The organism is Streptomyces sp. NBC_00986, from assembly GCF_045162565.1.
In the GTDB taxonomy this organism is placed as follows: Bacteria; Actinomycetota; Actinomycetes; order Streptomycetales; family Streptomycetaceae; genus Streptomyces.
The window spans coordinates 7,179,465-7,202,084 of sequence record NZ_CP108733.1; the positions used below are offsets into that span (position 1 = coordinate 7,179,465).

Consider the following 22,620-nt stretch of genomic DNA (forward strand, 5'->3'; position numbering starts at 1 on the left):
TCCTCGGAGGGGCGCGGCACCATCGGCGACCCCCGGCCGTTGTCCCCTTTGAAGCAGATTTGAAGGAGTGGGCGGTCGGCGTCCCCGGCAGGCTCCCGGCGTGGCGGGGTCCTCGCATACGATGGCCGTTGCTCAGTCATGTCATTGGTAACCGACCGTCCCAGGCCCGACCGGCAAGGAGACCAAGCCCCGTGTCCGTCCTCTCGAAGATCATGCGTGCAGGCGAAGGCAAGATCCTGCGCAAGCTGCACCGCATCGCGGACCAGGTCAAGTCCATCGAAGAGGACTTCGTGGACCTCTCCGACGCCGAGCTGAAGGCCCTCACCGAGGAGTACAAGCAGCGTTACGCCGACGGTGAGACCCTGGACGACCTGCTGCCCGAGGCGTTCGCCACCGTCCGCGAGGCCGCCAAGCGCGTCCTCGGCCAGCGCCACTACGACGTCCAGATGATGGGCGGCGCGGCCCTGCACCTGGGCTACGTCGCCGAGATGAAGACCGGCGAGGGCAAGACCCTGGTCGGCACCCTGCCCGCGTATCTGAACGCCCTCTCCGGAGACGGCGTCCACATCATCACGGTCAACGACTACCTGGCCGAGCGCGACTCCGAGATGATGGGGCGCATCCACAAGTTCCTGGGCCTCGAGGTCGGCTGCATCCTGGCCAACATGACCCCGGCCCAGCGCCGCGAGCAGTACGCGTGCGACATCACGTACGGCACGAACAACGAGTTCGGCTTCGACTACCTGCGCGACAACATGGCGTGGTCGCAGGACGAACTGGTGCAGCGCGGCCACAACTTCGCGATCGTCGACGAGGTCGACTCCATCCTCATCGACGAGGCCCGTACGCCGCTGATCATCTCCGGCCCGGCCGACCAGGCCACCAAGTGGTACGGCGACTTCGCCAAGCTGGTCACCCGCCTGAAGAAGGGCGAGGCAGGCAACTCGCTCAAGGGCCTGGAGGAGACGGGCGACTACGACGTCGACGAGAAGAAGCGCACGGTGGCCATCCACGAGGGCGGCGTCAGCAAGGTCGAGGACTGGCTGGGCATCGACAACCTCTACGAGTCGGTGAACACCCCGCTGGTGGGCTACCTGAACAACGCCATCAAGGCGAAGGAGCTCTTCAAGAAGGACAAGGACTACGTCGTCATCGACGGCGAGGTCATGATCGTCGACGAGCACACCGGGCGTATCCTCGCCGGCCGCCGCTACAACGAGGGCATGCACCAGGCCATCGAGGCGAAGGAAGGGGTGGACATCAAGGACGAGAACCAGACGCTCGCCACGATCACCCTTCAGAACTTCTTCCGCCTCTACAGCAACCTCTCGGGCATGACCGGTACGGCGATGACCGAGGCCGCCGAGTTCCACCAGATCTACAAGCTCGGCGTCGTCCCGATCCCGACCAACAGGCCCATGGTCCGCAAGGACCAGTCGGACCTGATCTACCGCACCGAGGTCGCGAAGTTCGAGGCGGTCGTCGACGACATCGCCGAGAAGCACGAGCAGGGTCAGCCGATCCTCGTCGGTACGACGTCGGTCGAGAAGTCCGAGTACCTCTCGCAGCAGCTCGCCAAGCGCGGCATCCAGCACGAAGTGCTGAATGCCAAGCAGCACGACCGTGAGGCGCCGATCATCGCCCAGGCCGGCCGCAAGGGCGCCGTGACCGTCGCGACCAACATGGCCGGCCGCGGTACGGACATCAAGCTCGGCGGCAACCCCGACGACCTCGCCGAGGCGGAGCTGCGCCAGCGCGGCCTCGACCCCGAGGAGCACATCGAGGAGTGGGCGCAGGCCCTGCCCGCCGCCCTGGAGAGGGCCGAGCAGGCGGTCAAGGACGAGTTCGAAGAGGTCAAGGACCTCGGCGGCCTCTACGTCCTCGGCACCGAGCGGCACGAGTCGCGCCGTATCGACAACCAGCTGCGCGGTCGCTCCGGCCGACAGGGAGACCCGGGCGAGTCCCGCTTCTACCTCTCCCTCGGCGACGATCTGATGCGGCTGTTCAAGGCCCAGATGGTCGAGCGCGTGATGTCGATGGCGAACGTCCCGGACGACGTGCCGATCGAGAACAAGATGGTCACGCGCGCGATCGCGTCCGCGCAGTCGCAGGTCGAGCAGCAGAACTTCGAGACCCGCAAGAACGTCCTCAAGTACGACGAGGTCCTCAACCGCCAGCGCGAGGTCATCTACGGCGAGCGCCGCCGCGTCCTGGAGGGCGAGGACCTCCAGGACCAGGTCGTGCACTTCATGGACGACACGATCGACGCGTACATCACCGCGGAGACCGCCGAGGGCTTCCCGGAGGACTGGGACCTCGACCGGCTGTGGGGCGCGTTCAAGCAGCTCTACCCGGTGCGGGTCACCGTGGAGGAGCTGGAGGAGGCGGCCGGGGACCGGGCCGGTCTGACCGCCGAGTTCATCTCCGAGTCCATCAAGGACGACATCCACGAGCAGTACGAGGGACGCGAGGAACAGCTCGGCTCCGAGATCATGCGCGAGCTGGAGCGCCGGGTCGTGCTGTCGGTCCTGGACCGCAAGTGGCGTGAGCACCTCTACGAGATGGACTACCTCCAGGAGGGCATCGGCCTGCGCGCGATGGCCCAGAAGGACCCGCTGGTCGAGTACCAGCGCGAGGGCTTCGACATGTTCACCGCCATGATGGACGGCATCAAGGAGGAGTCCGCCGGCTATCTGTTCAACCTGGAGGTCCAGGTCGAGCAGCAGGTCGAGGAAGTCCCCGTCGAGGACGACAAGCCGTCGCTCGACAAGGAGGACACGGTGCCCGCGCAGGCGAGCGCCCGTCCCGCGATCCGCGCCAAGGGGCTAGACGCCCCGCAGCGGCCGGACCGGCTGCACTTCTCCGCGCCGACCGTGGACGGTGAGGGCGGCATCGTCGAGGGCGACTTCAGCAGCGACGACGACGAGCCGGTGCGCTCCGAGGCGGACGGCCTCACGCGCGCGGAGCGCCGCAAGCAGGGGCGCCGGAGCAGCCGCCGCAAGAAGTGACGGTCGCTCCGCGGGTCGAGCGGTGAGTTGTGGCGGGCGGCCCCTCGAGTGAGGGGTTGAGCTTGCCGGGGGCGCCGCTCTCCGGTGGAGGACGTGGAGGACCTTGAAGGGCCGGGCATCGTTAGGGTGCCCGGCCCTTCGGCGTGTGTGCGGGCGGGAGGGCGGGTTGCGGGCGGGTGCCGGTTGCCGGGGTGCCGGGGGTTCGACGGGGTGTCGAGCGGCGTGGACGGGACGACCCGGCGTAGCGGATGGTTGCCCTGCCCGCCTGCCCGCCTGCCCGCCTGCCCGCCTGCCCGCCTGCCCGCCTGCCCGCCTGCCCGCCTGCCCGCCTGCCCGCCTGCCCCAGCCCCACAGCCGCAGTAGGCCCGGTCCGCCGTCAGCCCTGCTCAGTCGTCGTCCGGGTGCGGGGCGCGGGTGCCGCCCAGTTCCACCGCGGTGCAGCGCCAGCGGAGGTCCGCGCCCCGCTCCAGGCGGAAGGCCATGGCCCGCACCTGGTCGCCGGCGCCGATGCGGGCGAAGGCCTCCACGGCGCCCTCGCGGGCGACGTAGTAGCCGATGTCCCGAACCACCGGGCGGGTGCCGCGGGTGGCGCGCAGGGGGCGGTGTTCCGCGAGGCGGGCCAGTTCGTCGTAGGCGCGGCCGGCGGTGTGCCGGAGCATCCAGTGGACGGGCCGCTGACCGCTCAGCACGGCGAGGAGACGGTCGGCGAAGAGGTCGGTGGGGCGGGGCTGCGGGACGCGGGTGCGGGCGGCCTGGGCGGGGACGGTGCCGGGTTCGGCGTGAGGCGGGGTGTGGGGTTCGGCTCGGTCCGCCACGGGAGTTGAGGCCGTAGGGGCTGTGCGGTGGCTCGGCGTCCGCGTGAGGGCCGTAGGGGCTGCGCCCTGGCCTGTCGTCCGAGCGGGCGCTTTACGGGCTGTGCCCTGGCCGGAAGCCGCAGTTGGGGTGCCCGCGCCCGTCGCCGGAGCCGCGCTCTCCGACGCGGCCTCGGCCGCAGGGGTCGTACGGGACGTTCCCCCGCCCTGTCCGCGAGGCGTGCCCGTGCCGGGGCGGCGGGGGTCGCGGCGGGTCGGGGGGCGGGTCGGGGTGTGCTGGGCGGTCCTGGTCATGACCTTGTGCATGGGGTCCCCGTTGGGTCGGCCCGGGATGTACCGGGAAGTAACTTGCTGGTTGGGGATCTTGTACGGGGCCAAGGGCAGGGGGAGCAAGGACGTGGTGGTACGGGTCGGAGGGGCCGGAGTGTTCACTTATCCGAGTGATCTGGAGGGCTCCAAGGCCATCGCCGCAAGGGCATGGAGGGTGAATCCTCGGCGCGAGGTGGACGCCCTCAGCGGTCCGGGTGGGGACTCGATAGGGGACCCGCGCACGTATCCTGGAGGCCCTCTTGGAGGCGCGGCACCGTTCGCGGAACCGTCTCCCCGAGGCACTCTCCGAACTACGAAAGCGGTCGGCCATGCGCGTCTACGTCCCCCTGACCCTCCCCGGTCTCGCCGAGGCGTACAAGACGGGTGAGCTGGGGACGGGACCCTTCGTCGCGTACGCCGTGACGCCCGCGCTGCGCGAGTGGTACCTCTCCGACGACATCGAGGAGCTGGAGTACGCGGCGCTGAACCGGGCCGCCCTCGCCTCGCTGCGGCTGCTGGCGGTCCACCCCGACGCGCCGCGGCGCCGGGTCGTGGTCGCCGTCGACGTGCCCGACGGCACCGCGCAGGGTGACCCCGACCGCGGACTCGACCCCGCGGCGCTCGGCGAGGTGCGGGTGACCGGAACCGTGGCGCTGGCCAAGGCGGCCGCCGTGCACGTGGATCTGGACGACGCGGAGGGTGACGTGAGCGCCGCCGCCGACGCGCTCGCGGCGGCCGATCACGGGGACGACGACGCGCAGTTCGTCGTGGACGGGGCCGAGGACCACGAGCTGCTCTGGTACGCGACGCAGGAGATCCCGAACCTCGTCGGGCTGGCCGACTGAGCCTGCTCGGCCGCGGTCGGACGGCCGTATATGCCCGTTGACCTGCGATTATCTTGATTGTCAGTGGTGGCGGGTACGTTTTTGGCATGGGGATGCAAGGAAGCGCGCACATCGTCTGGGACTGGAACGGCACGCTGTTCCACGACAATGACGCGATCATCGGGGCGACGAACGCGGCGTTCGCCGAGCTGGGGCTGACGCCGATCACGATGGAGGAGTACCGGGCGCTGTACTGCGTGCCGGTGCCCAAGTTCTACGAGCGACTGCTCGGGCGGCTGCCCACCGACGCCGAGTGGGAGGTCATGGACGTGACCTTCCATCGGTACTACACAGAGCACCGCGTCGTCTGCGGGCTCACCGAGGGTGCGGCGGACCTGCTCGCGGGCTGGCGGACCGCGGGTCGCAGCCAGTCGATCCTCAGCATGTACGGCCATGACGAACTCGTTCCGCTGGTAAGGGAGTTCGGGATAGAGCCGCACTTCATACGGGTCGACGGGCGCACCGGTCCCTCCGGCGGCAGCAAGGCCGAGCACATGGTGCGGCACCTCGGGGCGCTGACCGGCGTGGACCCCGCGCGCACCGTGGTGATCGGGGACGCCGCCGACGACGCGGTGGCCGCCCTGCACGTGGGCGCGCGGGCCGTGCTCTACACCGGCGGTTCGCACAGCCGGACGAGCCTTGAGGTCGTGGGCGTACCGGTCGTGGACTCGCTGGCGGAGGCCGTCGCGGAGGCGGAGCGGCTGGCGGCGTGACGGTGACCTGCCGGCCGGTGTGACGAGGCGCGGTGCCTCAAGGAGACCGTGCCTTCTGAAGCGCCACGCCTCAAGGGCTCTGTGCCTCGGAGACACGGCGCTTCAGAGACACGGCTCAGGAGAAGCCGCACACCCCGTCCCGTCACGCCGACCGCCGCAACGTCAGGCCGACCGCCAAGGTCACGTCACCGGCGCCTTAGCCCGCAGCACCGTCAGGAACTCCCGCATCCAGCTGGAGTGATCCGGCCACGCCCGCGCGGAGACCAGCGTGCCGTCGACCACCGTCTCGGCGTCCTGGAAGGTCGCGCCGGCGGACTGCATGTCGAGTTCGAGCGCCGGGTACGCCGTGACGCGCCGGCCGCGCAGGCCGTCGATCGCGGCGGTGAGCAGGGGGCCGTGGCAGATCTGGGCCACCGGCTTGTCCGTGTCGAAGAAGGACTTGAGGATCTTGCGGAGTTCGGGATCGTTGCGGAGGTACTCGGGGGCCCGCCCGCCGGGGATGACGAGGGCCGCGTACTGGCCGGGATCGACCTCGGAGAAGGCGAGATCGGCGGGCCACGTGTAGCCGGGCTTCTCGGTATATGTGTCGAAGCCGGGTTCGAAGTCATGGACGACGAACTGGAGCTTCTTGCGCTCGGGGGCGGCGATGTGGACCTCGTAGCCCTCCTCGCGCAGGCGCTGGTAGGGGTAGAGGACCTCCAGCGACTCCGCTGCGTCGCCGGTGACGATGAGGATCTTCGCTGTCATGTCGGTGCGCTCCTCTGTGGCCGTGGCAGGCGTCTCCGCCGGGCGTCGTGGGCTCACGGGCTCGTGGACTCATGAGCCCATGGGCAACGTGCCGCGCGCCGGGGTTCCTGCCAAGGGGCCTCGCGGCTCGGACTCCGTCACCGTCCCGACTGCCCGTGAATACGACGATTTCATGCTCTGCGCCCCTGTGCATAACGTCAAAGTTCCACCCTCTGTTTTGTACACAACCGGCTCATGACGAGCCCCCGGTGAGGAGAGATAGCCTTGTGGCGTGATCAGCGCGATATTTCGCGGGGGCATCGTCGCCCCTGCTTCGCGCCCGGCGACCACGGACCACATCCGTGACCGGGCGGCGGTCGCTGGTCCTCTCAGGGCCTGTCCGACAGGCCCGCGCGGGCGGGACGGAGCTCCAAGGGCTCCCAGGACGCCGTGCACACCCCCGGTACCGGCGCGACAGAGAGCAGCGTCACATCCGTCGGGCGTGCCGAAAATGGCTGATAACCCACCGCTCATCTCACCTTGCGGCATAGCGTCAGAGCAGACCGGAGAACCCGGGCCGTGGCGTCGAGCCGCAGGGGAAGACACCGTACTTCCTTCTACGTCACGCAACGGCGCGCGACAGGAGCCAGAGGACAATGCAGACCAAGCTGGACGAAGCCAAGGCCGAGTTGCTCGAGAGGGCTGCTCGGGTAGCTGAGAACAGCCCGGTCGGGGGGCACCTACCCACCGGGACGACGGACGAGAGCACTCCGGACCAGGAGACCGTGCTCGCGTTCCTCCAGCGCTACTACCTGCACACCGCCCCGGAGGACCTCGCGGACCGCGACCCGGTCGACGTCTTCGGTGCCGCCTTCTCCCACTACCGGTTGGCCGAGACCCGACCACAGGGCACGGCCAACGTACGGGTGCACACCCCGACGGTCGAGGAGAACGGCTGGACGTGCAGCCACACCGTCGTCGAGGTCGTCACCGACGACGTGCCCTTCCTCGTCGACTCGGTGACCAACGAGCTGACCCGCCAGGGCCGCGGCATCCACGTCGTCATCCACCCGCAGGTCGTCGTCCGCCGCGACCTCACCGGCAACCTCATCGAGGTGCTCACCACCCCGCCCGCCGGCGAGCTGCCGCACGACGCGCACACCGAGTCCTGGATCCACGTCCAGATCGACCGCGAGACCGACCGCGCCGACCTGAAGCAGATCACCGCCGACCTGCTGCGCGTCCTGTCCGACGTCCGCGAGGCCGTCGAGGACTGGGAGAAGATGCGGGACTCGGCGCTGCGGATGGCCGACGAGCTGCCCACCGAGCCGACCGCCTCCGACCTGCCCTCCAGCGACGTCGAGGAGGCCCGGCAGCTGCTGCGCTGGCTGGCCGCCGACCACTTCACCTTCCTCGGCTACCGCGAGTACCAGCTCCGCGAGGACGACTCCCTCGCCGCGGTCCCCGGCACCGGCCTCGGCATCCTGCGCTCCGACCCGCAGCACGGCGGCGAGGACAGCCACCCGGTGAGCCCGTCCTTCGAGCGGCTCCCGGCCGACGCCCGGGCCAAGGCCCGCGAGCACAAGCTCCTCGTGCTGACGAAGGCCAACAGCCGTTCCACGGTGCACCGTCCGTCGTACCTCGACTACGTGGGCGTGAAGAAGTTCGACGAGAACGGCGAGGTCGTCGGCGAGCGCCGCTTCCTGGGCCTGTTCTCCTCCGCCGCCTACACCGAGTCCGTCCGCCGGGTTCCCGTGATCCGGCGCACGGTCGACGAGGTGCTGGAGGGCGCCGGCTTCTCGCCCAACAGCCATGACGGGCGCGACCTGCTGCAGATCCTGGAGACGTACCCGCGCGACGAGCTGTTCCAGACCCCGGTCGACGAACTCCGGTCCATCGTCACGTCCGTGCTCTACCTGCAGGAGCGCCGACGACTGCGTCTCTACCTGCGCCAGGACGAGTACGGCCGCTACTACTCGGCCCTCGTCTACCTCCCGCGCGACCGCTACACCACGGGCGTACGCCTGCGGATCATCGACATCCTTAAAGAAGAGCTCGACGGCATCAGCGTCGACTTCACCGCCTGGAACACCGAGTCGATCCTCTCCCGGCTGCACTTCGTGGTCCGCGTCCCGCAGGGCACCGAGCTGCCGGAGCTGTCCGACGCCGACAAGGACCGCATCGAGGCCCGCCTGGTCGAGGCCGCCCGCTCCTGGGCCGACGGCTTCGGCGACGCGCTGAACGCCGAGTGCGGCGAGGAGCGCGCTGCCGAACTCGTGCGCCGCTACGGCAACGCCTTCCCCGAGGGCTACAAGGCGGACCACTCCCCGCGCGCCGCCGTCGCCGACCTGGTCCACCTCGAACAGCTCACCGAGGAGCAGACCTTCGAGCTGAGCCTCTACGAGCCGGTGGGCGCCGCCCCCGACGAGCGCCGCTTCAAGATCTACCGCAAGGGCGCCCCGGTCTCCCTCTCGGCCGTACTGCCGGTCCTCAGCCGCCTCGGCGTCGAGGTCGTCGACGAGCGGCCGTACGAACTGCGCTGCTCGGACCGTACGACGGCGTGGATCTACGACTTCGGGCTGCGGATGCCCAAGTCGCAGAACGGCAACGGGGATTCCCTCGGCGAGAACGGCCGTGAGCGGTTCCAGGAGGCGTTCGCCGCCACCTGGACCGGGCAGGCCGAGAACGACGGCTTCAACGCGCTGGTGCTGAGCGCCGGGATCGACTGGCGGCAGGCGATGGTGCTGCGGGCCTACGCCAAGTACCTGCGGCAGGCCGGTTCGACCTTCAGCCAGGACTACATGGAGGACACCCTCCGCAACAACGTCCACACCACCCGGCTGCTCGTCTCCCTGTTCGAGGCGCGGATGTCGCCGGACCGGCAGCGCGCCGGGCGCGAGATCGTGGACGCCCTCCTGGAAGAGGTCGACGCGGCGCTCGACCAGGTGGCGAGCCTCGACGAGGACCGCATCCTGCGCTCCTTCCTGACCGTCATCAAGGCGACCCTGCGCACCAACTTCTTCCAGGAGGCGCTCGGCGGGCACGCGCACGCGTACGTCTCGATGAAGTTCGACCCGCAGGCCATCCCGGACCTCCCGGCGCCGCGTCCGGCGTACGAGATCTGGGTGTACTCGCCGCGCGTCGAGGGCGTGCACCTCAGGTTCGGCAAGGTCGCGCGCGGTGGTCTGCGCTGGTCGGACCGGCGGGAGGACTTCCGTACCGAGATCCTCGGCCTGGTCAAGGCGCAGATGGTGAAGAACACCGTCATCGTGCCGGTCGGCGCCAAGGGCGGCTTCGTCGCCAAGCAGCTGCCGGACCCGAGCGTGGACCGGGACGCGTGGCTCGCCGAGGGCATCGCCAGCTACAAGATGTTCATCTCGGCCCTGCTCGACATCACCGACAACCTGGTGGCCGGCGAGGTCGTCCCCCCGGCGGACGTCGTCCGGCACGACGAGGACGACACCTACCTGGTCGTCGCCGCCGACAAGGGCACCGCGACCTTCTCCGACATCGCCAACGGGGTCGCCGAGAGCTACAACTTCTGGCTCGGTGACGCCTTCGCCTCCGGCGGCTCGGCCGGCTACGACCACAAGAAGATGGGCATCACCGCGCGCGGTGCCTGGGAGTCCGTCAAGCGGCACTTCCGGGAGCTGGGCGTCGACACCCAGAGCGAGGACTTCACGGTCGTCGGCGTCGGCGACATGTCCGGTGACGTGTTCGGCAACGGCATGCTGCTCAGCGAGCACATCCGCCTGGTCGCCGCCTTTGACCACCGGCACATCTTCCTGGACCCGACCCCGGACGCGGCCGTCTCGTACGCCGAGCGCCGCCGCATGTTCGAGCTCCCGCGCTCCAGCTGGGCCGACTACAACACCGACCTGCTGTCGGCCGGCGGAGGCGTCTTCCCCCGTACGGCCAAGGCGATCCCGGTCAACGCCCACGTCCGCGAGGCCCTCGGCATCGAGGACAAGGTCGCCAAGATGACCCCGGCCGACCTGATGAAGGCGATCCTCAAGTCGCGGGTCGACCTGCTGTGGAACGGCGGCATCGGGACGTACGTCAAGGCCAGCACCGAGTCCCACGCGGACGTCGGCGACAAGGCCAACGACGCGATCCGCGTCGACGGCGCCGACCTGCGCGTCAAGGTCGTCGGCGAGGGCGGCAACCTGGGCCTGACCCAGCTCGGCCGGATCGAGTTCGCCCAGCAGGGCGGCAAGATCAACACGGACGCGATCGACAACAGCGCGGGCGTGGACACCTCCGACCACGAGGTGAACATCAAGATCCTGCTCAACGGCCTGGTCACCGACGGCGACATGACCGTCAAGCAGCGCAACAAGATCCTCGCCGAGATGACCGACGAGGTCGGCGCGCTCGTCCTGCGCAACAACTACGCGCAGAACACCGCGATCGCCAACGCGCTCGCCCAGTCCAAGGACATGCTCCACGCCCAGCAGCGCTTCCTGCGCACCCTGGTCCGCGAGGGCCACCTCGACCGGGCCCTGGAGTTCCTGCCCACCGACCGCCAGATCCGCGAACGGCTCGCCCAGGGACAGGGGTTGACCAGTCCCGAGACGGCCGTCCTGCTGGCGTACACGAAGATCACGGTCGCCGACGAACTGCTGCACACCACGCTGCCCGACGACCCCTACCTGCGCACGCTGCTGCACGCCTACTTCCCGACCGCGCTGCGCGAGAAGTTCGCCGAGCAGATCGACACCCACGCGCTGCACCGCGAGATCGTCACCACGGTCCTCGTCAACGACACGGTCAACACGGGCGGTACGAGCTTCCTGCACCGCCTCCGCGAGGAGACCGGTGCCTCCCTGGAGGAGATCGTCCGGGCGCAGACCGCGGCCCGCGCGATCTTCGACGCCGCCGAGGTGTGGGACGGCGTGGAAGCACTCGACAACACCGTCGAGGCGCCCGTACAGACCCGTATCCGGCTGCACTCGCGCCGCCTGTGCGAGCGCGGCACCCGCTGGCTGCTCAACAACCGGCCGCAGCCGCTCCAGCTCGCCGAGACCGTCGAGTTCTTCGGCGAGCGCGTCGAGCAGGTCTGGTCCCAGCTCCCCAAGCTGCTGCGCGGCGCGGACCTGGAGTGGTACCAGGAGATCTACGACGAGCTGACCGGCGCCGGCGTCCCGGCCGAACTCGCCACGCGCGTGGCCGGGTTCTCCTCCGCCTTCCCGGCGCTCGACATCGTCTCGGTGGCCGACCGCACGGGCAAGGACCCGATGGACGTCGCCGAGGTCTACTACGACCTCGCCGACCGCCTCCACATCACCCAACTCATGGACCGCATCATCGAGTTGCCCCGCGCGGACCGCTGGCAGTCCATGGCCCGCGCCTCCATCCGCGAGGACCTGTACGCGGCCCACGCGGCGCTGACCGCCGACATCCTCGCGGCGGGCAACGGCACGTCGACCCCCGAGCAGCGCTTCGTGTCGTGGCAGGAGAAGAACGCGGCGATCCTGGGCCGGGCGCGTACGACTCTGGACGAGATCCAGGGCTCGGAGACGTTCGACCTGGCCAACCTGTCGGTGGCGATGCGCACGATGCGCACGCTGCTGAGGACGCACTCGTAGTCCCCAGGTCGTAGTTACTGCGACTCTTCTTTAGAAGTCGCCACGACGCTACGACGACGAGGGCGCCCCGGGCTGTGACGGCTCGGGGCGCCCTTTTCACGGAGTGCCTTAGGGGTAATCAGGGGGAGGGCTTACTCTGCCGGGCTAAGCCTGGTGACGTGACTCTGAACCTCACCGAGGAACGCGTGACCGAGCCCGTCCGACCGGTGCGCAAGGTCGTCCTGGAAGTCGTGAAATTCGGGATCGTCGGCGGCAGCGGCGTCCTCGTCAACTTCGCGGTCTTCAACGCCCTGCTGCACGGCCTGCGTTGGCCCGCGATGCTCGCGACCGTCCTGGCCAGCTGCGTCGCGATGGGCGCCAACTACCTCGGCTTCCGCTACTACACCTACCGCGACCGCGACGCCCCCGGCGCCCGCCGGATCGCCCTGTTCTTCGTCTTCAGCGTCATCGGCGTGGCCATGGAGAGCGGCCTCTTCTACGTCGGCTACCACGGACTGGGCCTCCACGGTCCGCTCGAGGCGAATGCCGTGAAGGCCCTGTCGATCGTGCTCGCGTCCGCGTTCCGCTTCCTGGTCTACCGCACGTGGGTGTTCCAGGACGAGGACCTCTGACGGCTGGTTCTCAGGCGACCTTGCCCGCCGGGGTCGGCGCCGGAGCCGCGTCCTTGGGCTTGTCGGCGCCGCCCGTGAAGGCCTCGTACGCCTCCAGGACCTCCTCGGTCGGCCCGTCCATCAGCAGCTCGCCGCGCTCCAGCCACAGCACGCGGTCGCAGGTGTCGCGGATCGACTTGTTGTTGTGGCTGACGAGGAAGACCGTGCCCGCTTGCTGGCGCAGCTCGCGGATCCGCTCCTCGGAGCGCCGCTGGAAGGACCGGTCGCCCGTCGCCAGCGCCTCGTCGATCAGGAGGACGTCGTGGTCCTTGGCGGCGGCGATGGAGAACCGCAGCCGGGCGCCCATGCCGGAGGAGTACGTCCGCATCGGCAGCGTGATGAAGTCGCCCTTCTCGTTGATCCCGGAGAAGTCGACGATGCCCTGGTAGCGCTCCTTGACCTGCTCCCGGGACATGCCCATGGCGAGGCCGCCGAGGTACACGTTGCGCTCGCCGGTCAGGTCGCCCATCAGGGCCGCGTTGACGCCGAGGAGGGAGGGCTGGCCGTGGGTGTAGATACGGCCGTTCTCGACCGGGAGCAGGCCCGCGACGGCCTTGAGGAGGGTGGACTTGCCGGAACCGTTGGTGCCGATGAGCCCGATCGCCTCGCCCTTGTAGGCGACGAACGACACCTTCTTGACGGCGTGGACCTTGCGGACGCCCGCCGCCTTCTCGGTCTTCTCGCGACGCATCATGCGGTTCAGGGCGGCGGTCGCGGAGCCGCGTCCGGCGCCGGTCCCGTTGACCCGGTAGACGATGTCCACGCCGTCGCAGACGACGGTGGGGATGGTGCTGTCGGCGGCCACGCGGGTCCGCTCGGTGTGGTACTCGATGGTCTGCTCAGCCACGGCCGTACGTCTCCTCAGCCTTCCAGAAGTAGATGAAGCCGCCGACTCCGGCGATCAGCGCCCACGCGGTCGCCGCCGGCCACACGTGCGGGGGGAGCTGGCTGGAGTGGAAGCTGTCGATCAGCGAGTAGCGCATCAGGTCGATGTAGACGGCCGCCGGGTTGGTCTCCAGGGCGAGCGTCACGATGTGCGGCAGGTGGTCCTTGCTGGTCAGCTTGTCGATGCTCCACATGACGCCGGAGACGTACATCCAGGTGCGCAGGATGAACGGCATCAGCTGTGCGATGTCCGGCGTCTTCGCGCCCATCCGGGCCATGATCATCGATACGCCCGCGTTGAACGTGAACTGCAGGAACAGCACCGGGACCGCCATCAGCCAGGAGAAGCTGATCGGCACACCGAAGCAGAGCAGGATCACGACCAGGGCGGCCATCGAGAACAGCAACTGCTGGAGCTGCTGCAGCGCGAACGAGATCGGCAGCGCGGCCCGCGGGAAGTGCAGGGCCCGGACCAGGCCGAGGTTGCCCGAGATCGCCCGGGTACCCGCCATGATCGAGCTCTGTGTGAACGTCCAGATGAACACGCCCGTCACCAGGAACGGGATGTAGTCCGGCACGCCGCGCTTGGTGCCCAGCAGGATGCCGAAGATGAAGTAGTACACCGCCGCGTTCAACAGCGGCGTCATCACCTGCCAGACCTGACCCAGCTTCGCCTGGCTGTACTGCGCGGTCAGCTTGGCGGTGGCGAACGCGGTGATGAAGTGCCGGCGCTCCCACAGCTGCCGGACGTACTCGGTCAGCGAGGGGCGGGCGCCACTGACCGTGAGGCCGTGGCGTGCGGCGAGCGCCGCGAGGTCGTCTTCGTCGGCCGGGGCCGGCGAATGGGGCGGTGTGTGGAGGACCTGGCTCACATCCGCTGCTTTCGCTCGGGGGGAGGGGGTGCGTGCGTCCGGCTGCCGTGTCCCGTCGCCCGGCGTTTCCTTACGCTTCTCTTTACGTTCTCTTACGTCGGAACGGGACCGTATCGTCGCAACGTGAGCGTAGGCGGATTCGGCGTCGGAACGCAACCGTTTCGTCGTGACGGATGTGATGAGGCCGTTAGGTTTTGGGCCGGGACGGGCCTGTTGCGTCGATACGGTCTGGGTAGGCGGGGCTGGACGGTGGGGGCGGGCGTCGCGTCGGTACGGTTTCGGCGCGGGGACGGACCGGGTTCGTCGTCGGGTCGGGCCGGTTCCGTCGCGAGGACGGATCGGTTGCGTCGCGGGGACGAACCGGTTCCGTCGCGGCGACGGGCCGGTTGCGTCCCGACGTACCGCCCGCCGCGTGCCGTCCGCGTTACGACGAGCCCGTTTCGTCGCAACGCACCACACGCGCGCCGCGTCGGAACGCAACCGTTTCGTCGCAACGCCCCTATGCTTGGGCTATGACGACGAACGCCGACGAGCCCCAGACACGTCAGCGCCGCCGCACCCCCGCCGGGGCGGCCGTACTCCGCGAGGATGTGACCGAAGCCATTCGGGCGGCGGTCTTCGAGGAGTTGGCGGCGGTCGGGTATGCCCGGATGTCGATCGAGGGGATCGCGCGTCGCGCGGGAGTGGGCAAGACGGCGGTGTACCGCCGCTGGCGTTCGAAGCTGCACCTGGTGCTCGACGTGGTGTCGGCGATCGCGGTGATGGGACTGCCGACGCCGGACACCGGTTCGCTGGAGGGCGACCTTCGGATGCTGTACGAGGTGACGTCACGGGCGCTGCGTCATCCCGTCGCCTCGCAGATCATCCCGGACCTCCAGGCCGAGGCGGCCCGCAACCCCGAGATCGCCGACGCCATGCAGAAGGCGCTCCGTGAGGGCCAGGAGGGCGTGGCCAGCAAGATCCTCGCGGCCGCGGAGCGACGTGGCGAGATCCGCCCCGGCATGGACGAGGACCTGGCCCTGGACCTGATCTCCGGCCCCCTGTACTGGCGCGCAGTGGTGATCCGCAGCCCGAAGCTGCCGAAGGGCTACCTGGGCGCGCTGGCCCGGGCGACGACGGAGGGGCTCAAGGCGCTGTAGGGCTCCGCCGTGCCCGTCGGCCAACTGGTGCCCCCGTGCTCCAACCGCCGCGCCAGTTCACCGAGTTCGGCCGCACGCAGCACCCGCCCGCCGAACCCCGGCAGCGGTACGTGCACGGCCTCGACCCAACGTTCCGGGATCGCCGCGCCCCCGTACACCGCCCCGGCGAGACCGCCCGTCACGGCGGCGACGGTGTCCGTGTCGCCGCCGAGGTCGATCGCGGCGCGTACGGCGTCCTCGTAGGAGGCCGTGGTCCGCAGGGCCCAGACGGCGGAGGCGAGGCAGGGCCACACGGCGCCGTTGAACTCCGTCGCCAGGTCGGGGTGCCAGTCCGGGGCGAGGACGACGCCGTAGCGCTCCTGGTGGTCGGGGTGGACGGACCGGAGCGTCTCCTCGACGGCATCGAGCGGGTCGCCGCCGTCCAGTGCGACGCGGACCAACTCGTGGAAGACGGCGGTGCCTTCCCAGGCCGCGCGGTCTCCGTGGGTGAGTGCGGCGATGCGGCGGGCGGCGTCCATCGTGGCATCGCGTCCCGCGCGCGCGAAGTGGACGGCCGACGGGGCGGCACGCATCAACGCACCGTTCCCGGCGCCCCGTTGGCTGGTCTGGAAGTGCAGGGCGGCGGCCAGGTCCCAGGGATCGCCGCTGCTCAGCACGGCCTCGGTCTGCAGGCCGATGTCCTTCGGTTCGGCGGCGGCCCAGCGCGTGAACCGTCCGAACACGTCCGGGAGCTGGAGCCCGCCGCACTCCAGCAGCGACTCCGCGACGAGTACGGCCATCTGCGTGTCGTCGGTCGCCTCGCCCGGGTCCCAGCCGCCGCCCCCGCACATCTCACCGCCCTGACCGGGCACCGGAAACCGGGCGGAGAACGCGCCCTCGGGACCGAACTCGAAGGGCGCGCCGAGAGCGTCGCCGACGGCGGAGCCGAGGACGGCACCCAGGGCGCGTTCCGAACGCGAACAGCCGCCCACCGGACCGGAGTTCACCGGACCGGAGTTCATCGGACCGGAGTTCATCGGACCGGAGGTCACCGGATCGCGCTCATCAAGACCGTGCCGCCCCCGGATGCAACCGCACCCATCCCTCCCAAGCCGACGCGATCATGTCCTGGACGTCGTGCTTGGCCTTCCAGCCCAGTTCGGTGGTGATGCGGTCGGCGGAGGCGACGACGCGGGCCGGGTCGCCGGGGCGGCGGGGGTGGACGGTCGGGGGGCGGTCGTAGCCGGTGACCGCGTTGATGAGGTCGATCATCTCGCGGACCGAAACGCCTTCCCCGCGGCCGATGTTGAGGGTGAGGGCACGGCCGGGGGAGGCCTGGAGGGCGCGAGCGGCGGCGACATGGGCCTCGGCCAGGTCCACGACGTGGATGTAGTCGCGGACACAGGTGCCGTCCGGGGTGGCGTAGTCGTCGCCGAAGATGCGCGGGGGCGCGTTCTCGGTGAGCTTCTCGAAGACCATGGGGACGATGTTGAAGACGCCCACGTCGGCGAGTTCGGGGGCGCCGGCGCCGGCCACGTTGAAGTAGCGCAGGGAGGCCGTGGACAGGCCGGTCGCCTTGCCCGTCGCGCGGACGAGCCACTCACCCGCCAGCTTGGTCTCGCCGTACGGCGACATCGGGACGCAGGGCGTCTCCTCGGTCACCAGCTCCACGTCCGGCATGCCGTAGACGGCCGCCGAGGACGAGAAGACGAAGGACGGGACGCCGGCCGTGGTGACCGCCTCCAGGAGGACGCGCAGGCCCTCGACGTTCTCCCGGTAGTAGTGCAACGGCAGGTCGACCGACTCGCCGACCTGCTTCTTCGCCGCCAGGTGGACGACTCCGGTGACGTCCTGGTCGGCGAGGGTGCGGGCGACCCGTTCCGCGTCCAGGGTCGAACCCACCACCAGGGGCACGTCGTCGGGCACGCGTTCGGCGATGCCGGTGGACAGGTCGTCGTAGACGACCGCCTGTTCGCCCGCCTCGGTCATCGCCCTCACGACGTGCGCTCCGATGTAGCCGGCGCCGCCGGTGATCAGCCAGGTCATGTGCGGCCGTCCCCTCCGTCACTCGATCCGTGGTGGTGCGTCCCTCACGCGCTTCAGGTCTCCGCGCGTCGCGGCCCACAGTCAATCAGGCGCCGGAGTGCGCCGAGGTCAACTGCTGAGCCTCCCCGTAGGGGCCAGGAGACTGCACGCGCGTGTGCGTCGTCGCCGGGAGCGGCCTCGACGACCGCCACAGGCGGACGAACGACAGGACGGCCGCGGCGGCCAGCAGACCGTTGCGTACGACCATCAGGGCGCAGCCCGTCCAGGTGCTGTGGATGACGTCGACGTACAGGACGGGAAACTCGACGGAGCTGACGGCGCTCGCCGCCACGATCAGCGCGGCCACCGCGCGCTGGGTGGTGTGCCGCGAGGTCAGACAGACGGCGGCCAGGCCGAGCAGCCAGATCATGTACTGGGGGCTGATCACCCGGCTGGTCACGGTGAACAGCAGGACGGCGCTCAGCGCGGCATCGTACGGGGTCGCGTCGGTCCAGCGGCGGGCCCGGATCCGCCACAGCAGCAACAGCCCGAAGGCGACCGCCGTGAGCGCGAGGGAGGCGTCGGCGACGGCGGAGACGTACGGCCCCGTGAACTCCATCGCGCCGTACCGATAGTGCACCTGGCCCGGCCAGCCGACGTGGGTCGCCAGACCGAGGGCGGTGCCCCCGAGGGACTCGATCTGTACGCCCCGGCCGCCCTGTTGGCGCAAGAAGGCGAAAGGATTGTTGAACAAAACCACGAGAGACATGAGCGACAAGACCCCCGTCCCCACCGCCCACGACCACACCGACCGCGTCGTCCGCCCCCTCGGCATCCCCACCAGCACCAACGCCGGCCACACCTTCACCAGCGCGCCCAGTGCCGCGAACGCGCCGCACACACGCGTGGAGCGCGACAACGTCAACAGGGAGATGACGGCGAACGCCGTGACCTGCACGTCGTAGCGGACGAGGGGCATGTGCAGGAGGAGAGGGAGGCAGCCGATCCAGTACGCGGCGCCGCGCAGGCTGTGGCCGGGACGGGTGCCCGCGCGGGCCAGGACCAGGGTGATCACGGCATCGGTCGCGAGGGTGAGGACGACGAACGCCTGGAAGTACGTCAGGTCCGGCAGCAGCGCGGGGGACAGGAGCACGGGCCCGGCGCCCGGCGGGTACTGCCACAAAGGGTCGTGCGCCGGGAACGCGCCGTGCGACAGGACGCCGTACCAGTGGTGGTAGAGGCGCCACACCTCCCGGGCGACCCCGCCATGGCCGAGCAGGGGGAGGCCGTTGTACGTGAGGAGGAGCAGCATCCCCGCGCGGGTGGCGAGCCAGGCGAGGGTGAGGGCGAGGAGGCGGTGTCTGCGGGCGGCGTTCATCATGGCGGATCGTAAGCCGGGTGAATGCCGCAGGAATGCTAATACACCGTCAATCGTCGGTAAGAGCTTGCTAACAGTACAAAATCAGCCAGGTGGACACCCAGGGTGAGGACGAGAACAAGCGGCGATTCCGGTGGACCAGGACGGAGACCTTGGCCGTGGTCGTGCCGGTGGCCGTCATGCTCGCGCTGGGGCTGTGGGGGCTCGACCGGGGCGGGATGTGGGGCGACGAAGGCGTCACGTTCCTCGTCGGGCGGCGCACGGTGCCGCAGATCTGGCACCTGCTGCACGGCGTGGACGCGGTGCACGGCGTGTACTACCTCCTCATGCACGCCGTCCTCGCCGTCCATCCCGGCGAGGTCACCCTCCGCCTGCCGTCGGTCTGCGGAGCGGCGGCGACCACAGGCTTGGTCGCGGCCCTCGGCGTCCGCCTGGCCCGCCCCCGCGTCGGCCTCTGGGCCGGCCTCCTCTACGCGATCACCCCACTGACCGGCCACTACGCCCAGGAGGGCCGCTCGTACGCCCTTGTCGCGGCGGGTGTGGCCGGGGCGACGCTGCTCCTGGTGCGTGCACTGGAAGGACGGCCCTGGTGGCCGTACGGCACCGTCCTCGCCGTGACCTTTCTGCTGCACGAGTTCGCGGTCCTGGTGCTCTGCGCGCACCTGCTGACGCTGGCGGCGGCGCGGGCGCCCAGGGCGACATGGCTCGGCTGGGCCCGTGCGGTGGGCGTGGCGGCGGGTGCCCTGTTGCCCCTGGCCTGGGTGTCCCAACGCCAGTCCGCCCAGGTGGCCTGGCTAAGGGTGCCCGACTGGGACACGACGGAACGCCTCGCCCGCGACTTCCTCGCCGTCACCCCGACCGGCCTCGTCTTCTGGACCTCCCTCCTCCTGATCCTCCTCGGCCTCGGCTCCGGCCGCCTCACGTCGGTCGCCCTGCCATTGCTCCTGGTACCGCCGGTGCTCCTGCTGACGGTGTCTCAATTCCGGCCCTTGTTCCACGAGCGGTACGTCCTGTACGCGCTCGCGGGGGCGCCGCTCCTGGTGGCGGCGGGGGCGGATCGAGTGGCGGGGGCGATGAGGTGGCTGTGGCTGGAGGGGCGGGGGGCGCCGAGTACCAGTCGTGCGGAGGCCAAGCGGGTGGTGGCTGGGGCTGGGAGCCACCGCGAGTTGGTGGGTGCGCTGAGCGGGGGTGATCACCGGCTGCGGGGCGACCGTAGGACCGGAGCCGGAGCCGGAGCCGGAGTCCGAGGCAGAGCCGGAGGCGCAGGCGAAGCCGGAGCTGGAGGCGGGATCCAAGCCGACACCCGGGACGGAGCCCCAGACGGAGCCCCAGCCGCAGCCCCAGCCCCAGCCGCAGTCGAAGCCCTAGCCGGAGCCGGGGCCCGAGCCGACGTCCGAGACAGAGCCGGAAGCGGAGGCGAAGCCGGAGCTGGAGGCGGCGTCCGAGTCGCGGCCGCAGCCGGATTGGGAGCCGGGACCCGAGGCGAAGCCGGAGCTGGAGGCGGTGTCCGAGTCGCGGCCGCAGCCGGACTGGGAGCCGGGACCCGAGGCGAAGCCGGATCTGGAGCAGGGGGCCGAGCCGATGTCCGTGGCGGAGCCGCTTCCGCTTCCGCTGCCGCAGTCGGAGCCCGAGCCGCAGCCGGACTGGGAGCTGGGGCCGCAGTCGGAGACGGAGCCGGAGCCCGAGACGGAGCCGGAGCCCGAGACGGAGCCGGAGGCGGAGCCCGAGACGGAGCCGGAGCCCGAGACAGAGCCGGAGCCCGAGACAGAGCCGGAGCCCGAGACAGAGCCGGAGCCCGAGACGGAGCCGGAGGCGCAGGCGAAGCCGGAGCTGGAGGCGGGATCCGAGCAGCAACCGCAGCCACAAGCCACCCATCTCTCACCGGAGTTGACCGTACGACCCTCCTGCGGTCCGGCACCAGCCGCCCCCCGACCACCGCTCCCACGACCGACCGCCGCCCACCCCGCCGCACCCCCTTCGCCAACCTCGCCACCCGCGCCAACCTCATCACCCTCGCCGGCGTCCTAGCCGCAACCGCCCCCTTCCTCCACGGCCTCCCCGCCTACCGGAGCGACCGTGACGCGGCCCGCCGCCCCGAGAATCTCGCCGCCGTATCCGCGCTAGCCGGACGTGAACTACAGCCTGGCGACCCGGTGTTGTTCCTGCCGTCGTTCTGGCGGGTGACGGCATTGGCGTACCCGGGGCCGTTCGTCGGGGCCCGGGATCTCGCGTTGGGGGAGTCGGGGGCGAGGTCGGGGACGCTCAGTGGGCGGGAGGTGGGGCCGGGGGAGTTGCGGGCGCGGCTCGCCGGTGTGGACCGGGTATGGATCGTCGCGCAGTCGAACCTGCTGCCCTCGCGCTGGGTACCCGGCGACCCGACCGACCGGGTCAAACTCGACGTCGTGGACGGGGAGTTCGCGCGAAGACAGCAGTACGTACGAGGGCGAGTGAAGCTGGCCCTCTACATCCGCCGGATGCCCCCACAGCCGACGCAGCCGCCACAGCCGACGCAGTCAACGCAGCCGACGCAGTCAACGCAGCCGGTGTCCCCGCCTACGACTCATCCAGCGTCGCCGAATCCAACGCCCCCGTGAGCTGGTCAAGCCGCTCCCGCAACGCACGGATCTCATCAAGGTCGAACCCCGTCGCCCCAAGGATCCGCCGAGGCACCTCGACCGCCCGCTCCCGCAGCGCAACCCCCTCCTCGGTGAGCCGCACCTCCACCGACCGTTCGTCACGGACGCTGCGCTCACGCCGTACAAGACCCGCCGTCTCCAGCCGCTTGAGCAGCGGGGACAGCGTGCCGGAGTCGAGCCGCAGATGTTCGCCGAGCTTCTTGACGGGCAGCTCGCCGTGCTCCCACAGCACCAGCATCACCAGGTACTGCGGATACGTGAGCCCGAGATCCTTGAGGATCACCCGGTACACACCGCCGAAGGCGCGCGACGCGGCGTTCAGGGAGAAGCAGATCTGCTGGTCGAGGCGGAGCCAATCCGTGGTGGGCGCGGCGGCGGGAGTGGTGGTCATGCCCCCAGGATAGCGCGAGCGGGCCATTTAGTTGTGGGCAATTGAATTGTGTGCTCTACTTGTCGTCGTGAGGCGGTCCGGACACCCGGACCGGTCACCCCCACCAAGACTTCCGAGAGGGATGGTTTCCAATGGACGCGATCTACACCGCCGTAGCCACCGCCACCCACGGCCGCGACGGCCGCGCGGTCAGCAACGACGGCAAGATCGACCTTCAGCTCGGCATTCCGGTCGAGATGGGCGGCAACGGCCAGGGCACCAACCCTGAGCAGCTCTTCGCCGCCGGTTACGCCGCCTGTTTCGGCAGCGCCCTCGGCCTCGTCGGCCGCCAGGCCAAGGTCGACGTCACCGACGCGGCCGTCACCGCCGAGGTCGGCATCGGCAAGCAGGGCGAGGGCTTCGGCCTCAAGGTGACCCTGCGCGTCGAGCTCCCCGACACCGTGGACGAGGCGACCGGCCGCAAGCTGGTCGAGACCGCCCACCAGGTCTGCCCCTACTCGAACGCCACCCGCGGCAACATCGAGGTCGACCTCGTCGTCGAGTAGTCGCTACGACCCTCCCCTGACCCGGCACAGAGGTGGCCGGCGGCATACAAGCCGCCGGCCACCTCTGTCACGCCCCGCCC

The 22,620-nt window shown here is 70.2% G+C and carries 16 protein-coding genes; 8 read left to right on the plus strand and 8 right to left on the minus strand.

The features are described 5' to 3' along the window. Window positions 1-191 precede the first annotated feature (191 nt). Complete coding sequence (gene secA / locus OG504_RS32125; protein ID WP_405992922.1) at window positions 192-3,008, plus strand: preprotein translocase subunit SecA; 2,817 nt, start codon at window positions 192-194, stop codon at window positions 3,006-3,008. A 386-nt stretch (window positions 3,009-3,394) separates the two neighbouring features. Here the strand turns inward: secA and OG504_RS32130 are convergent, their stop codons facing one another. Further along, complete coding sequence (locus tag OG504_RS32130; RefSeq protein ID WP_405992923.1) at window positions 3,395-4,126, minus strand: Rv3235 family protein; 732 nt, start codon at window positions 4,124-4,126, stop codon at window positions 3,395-3,397. Window positions 4,127-4,458: 332 nt separating this feature from the next. Between OG504_RS32130 and OG504_RS32135 the strand changes: the two genes are divergently transcribed. Then, window positions 4,459-4,974 (plus strand): DUF6912 family protein, encoded by a 516-nt coding sequence (locus tag OG504_RS32135; protein ID WP_366432348.1) that lies wholly within the window; start codon window positions 4,459-4,461, stop codon window positions 4,972-4,974. 86 nt (window positions 4,975-5,060) lie between these two features. After that, on the plus strand, window positions 5,061-5,726 hold the full coding sequence (locus OG504_RS32140) for an HAD family hydrolase (protein ID WP_405992924.1): 666 nt from the start codon (window positions 5,061-5,063) through the stop codon (window positions 5,724-5,726). 180 nt (window positions 5,727-5,906) lie between these two features. On the opposite strand, the gene OG504_RS32145 is transcribed toward OG504_RS32140, so the two are convergent. Then, complete coding sequence (locus OG504_RS32145) at window positions 5,907-6,473, minus strand: DJ-1/PfpI family protein (protein WP_019056759.1); 567 nt, start codon at window positions 6,471-6,473, stop codon at window positions 5,907-5,909. A gap of 635 nt (window positions 6,474-7,108) precedes the next feature. Between OG504_RS32145 and OG504_RS32150 the strand changes: the two genes are divergently transcribed. Together OG504_RS32150 and OG504_RS32155 are read left to right on the plus strand one after the other, a co-directional pair. Then, complete coding sequence (locus OG504_RS32150) at window positions 7,109-12,040, plus strand: NAD-glutamate dehydrogenase (RefSeq protein WP_405992925.1); 4,932 nt, start codon at window positions 7,109-7,111, stop codon at window positions 12,038-12,040. A gap of 158 nt (window positions 12,041-12,198) precedes the next feature. After that, entirely contained in the window at window positions 12,199-12,651 is a 453-nt protein-coding gene (locus OG504_RS32155) for a GtrA family protein (protein ID WP_366432352.1), read from the plus strand. Between the two features lie 10 nt (window positions 12,652-12,661). On the opposite strand, the gene OG504_RS32160 is transcribed toward OG504_RS32155, so the two are convergent. Continuing rightward, on the minus strand, window positions 12,662-13,537 hold the full coding sequence (locus OG504_RS32160; RefSeq protein ID WP_405992926.1) for an ABC transporter ATP-binding protein: 876 nt from the start codon (window positions 13,535-13,537) through the stop codon (window positions 12,662-12,664). Further along, a complete protein-coding gene (locus tag OG504_RS32165; RefSeq protein ID WP_405992927.1) occupies window positions 13,530-14,447 on the minus strand; it encodes an ABC transporter permease in 918 nt (305 codons plus the stop codon). Before OG504_RS32165 ends, OG504_RS32160 begins: the two co-directional genes overlap by 8 nt. A 512-nt stretch (window positions 14,448-14,959) precedes the next feature. On the opposite strand from OG504_RS32165, the gene OG504_RS32170 reads away from it, so the two are divergent. Then, window positions 14,960-15,586, plus strand: coding sequence for a TetR/AcrR family transcriptional regulator (locus tag OG504_RS32170; protein WP_328682918.1), 627 nt, complete (start codon window positions 14,960-14,962; stop codon window positions 15,584-15,586). On the opposite strand, the gene OG504_RS32175 is transcribed toward OG504_RS32170, so the two are convergent. The 3 genes from OG504_RS32175 to OG504_RS32185 form a co-directional block, all read right to left on the minus strand. After that, on the minus strand, window positions 15,535-16,587 hold the full coding sequence (locus tag OG504_RS32175; protein ID WP_405996483.1) for an ADP-ribosylglycohydrolase family protein: 1,053 nt from the start codon (window positions 16,585-16,587) through the stop codon (window positions 15,535-15,537). The two genes, OG504_RS32170 and OG504_RS32175, sit on opposite strands and share 52 nt — an antisense overlap. Before the next feature lie 43 nt (window positions 16,588-16,630). Next, the gene (gene galE / locus OG504_RS32180; protein ID WP_405992928.1) at window positions 16,631-17,611 is read right to left on the minus strand and encodes a UDP-glucose 4-epimerase GalE; all 981 of its coding nucleotides are present in this window, start codon (window positions 17,609-17,611) and stop codon (window positions 16,631-16,633) included. A gap of 85 nt (window positions 17,612-17,696) precedes the next feature. Beyond that, window positions 17,697-18,968 carry a glycosyltransferase family 87 protein gene (locus tag OG504_RS32185; RefSeq protein ID WP_405996484.1) on the minus strand — a complete coding sequence of 424 codons (1,272 nt, stop codon included), beginning with the start codon at window positions 18,966-18,968 and terminating at the stop codon, window positions 17,697-17,699. 179 nt (window positions 18,969-19,147) lie between these two features. On the opposite strand from OG504_RS32185, the gene OG504_RS32190 reads away from it, so the two are divergent. Further along, window positions 19,148-21,562, plus strand: coding sequence for a hypothetical protein (locus tag OG504_RS32190; protein WP_405996485.1), 2,415 nt, complete (start codon window positions 19,148-19,150; stop codon window positions 21,560-21,562). On the opposite strand, the gene OG504_RS32195 is transcribed toward OG504_RS32190, so the two are convergent. Further along, on the minus strand, window positions 21,522-21,995 hold the full coding sequence (locus OG504_RS32195; RefSeq protein WP_405992929.1) for a MarR family winged helix-turn-helix transcriptional regulator: 474 nt from the start codon (window positions 21,993-21,995) through the stop codon (window positions 21,522-21,524). The two genes, OG504_RS32190 and OG504_RS32195, sit on opposite strands and share 41 nt — an antisense overlap. Before the next feature lie 131 nt (window positions 21,996-22,126). On the opposite strand from OG504_RS32195, the gene OG504_RS32200 reads away from it, so the two are divergent. Beyond that, window positions 22,127-22,540 (plus strand): organic hydroperoxide resistance protein, encoded by a 414-nt coding sequence (locus tag OG504_RS32200; RefSeq protein ID WP_366490449.1) that lies wholly within the window; start codon window positions 22,127-22,129, stop codon window positions 22,538-22,540. Window positions 22,541-22,620 lie beyond the last annotated feature (80 nt).

What these genes read in the sequence shown, in the direction of transcription:
- OG504_RS32130 (WP_405992923.1), bottom strand. Translation starts at nt 4,126, where the DNA reads ATGCACAAGGTCATGACCAGGACCGCCCAGCACACCCCGACCCGCCCC.
- OG504_RS32135 (WP_366432348.1), top strand. Translation starts at nt 4,459, where the DNA reads ATGCGCGTCTACGTCCCCCTGACCCTCCCCGGTCTCGCCGAGGCGTAC.
- OG504_RS32140 (WP_405992924.1), top strand. Translation starts at nt 5,061, where the DNA reads ATGGGGATGCAAGGAAGCGCGCACATCGTCTGGGACTGGAACGGCACG.
- OG504_RS32145 (WP_019056759.1), bottom strand. Translation starts at nt 6,473, where the DNA reads ATGACAGCGAAGATCCTCATCGTCACCGGCGACGCAGCGGAGTCGCTG.
- OG504_RS32150 (WP_405992925.1), top strand. Translation starts at nt 7,109, where the DNA reads ATGCAGACCAAGCTGGACGAAGCCAAGGCCGAGTTGCTCGAGAGGGCT.
- OG504_RS32170 (WP_328682918.1), top strand. Translation starts at nt 14,960, where the DNA reads ATGACGACGAACGCCGACGAGCCCCAGACACGTCAGCGCCGCCGCACC.
- OG504_RS32175 (WP_405996483.1), bottom strand. Translation starts at nt 16,587, where the DNA reads ATGAACTCCGGTCCGGTGAACTCCGGTCCGGTGGGCGGCTGTTCGCGT.
- galE (WP_405992928.1), bottom strand. Translation starts at nt 17,611, where the DNA reads ATGACCTGGCTGATCACCGGCGGCGCCGGCTACATCGGAGCGCACGTC.
- OG504_RS32185 (WP_405996484.1), bottom strand. Translation starts at nt 18,968, where the DNA reads ATGAACGCCGCCCGCAGACACCGCCTCCTCGCCCTCACCCTCGCCTGG.
- OG504_RS32190 (WP_405996485.1), top strand. Translation starts at nt 19,148, where the DNA reads ATGCTCGCGCTGGGGCTGTGGGGGCTCGACCGGGGCGGGATGTGGGGC.
- OG504_RS32195 (WP_405992929.1), bottom strand. Translation starts at nt 21,995, where the DNA reads ATGACCACCACTCCCGCCGCCGCGCCCACCACGGATTGGCTCCGCCTC.
- OG504_RS32200 (WP_366490449.1), top strand. Translation starts at nt 22,127, where the DNA reads ATGGACGCGATCTACACCGCCGTAGCCACCGCCACCCACGGCCGCGAC.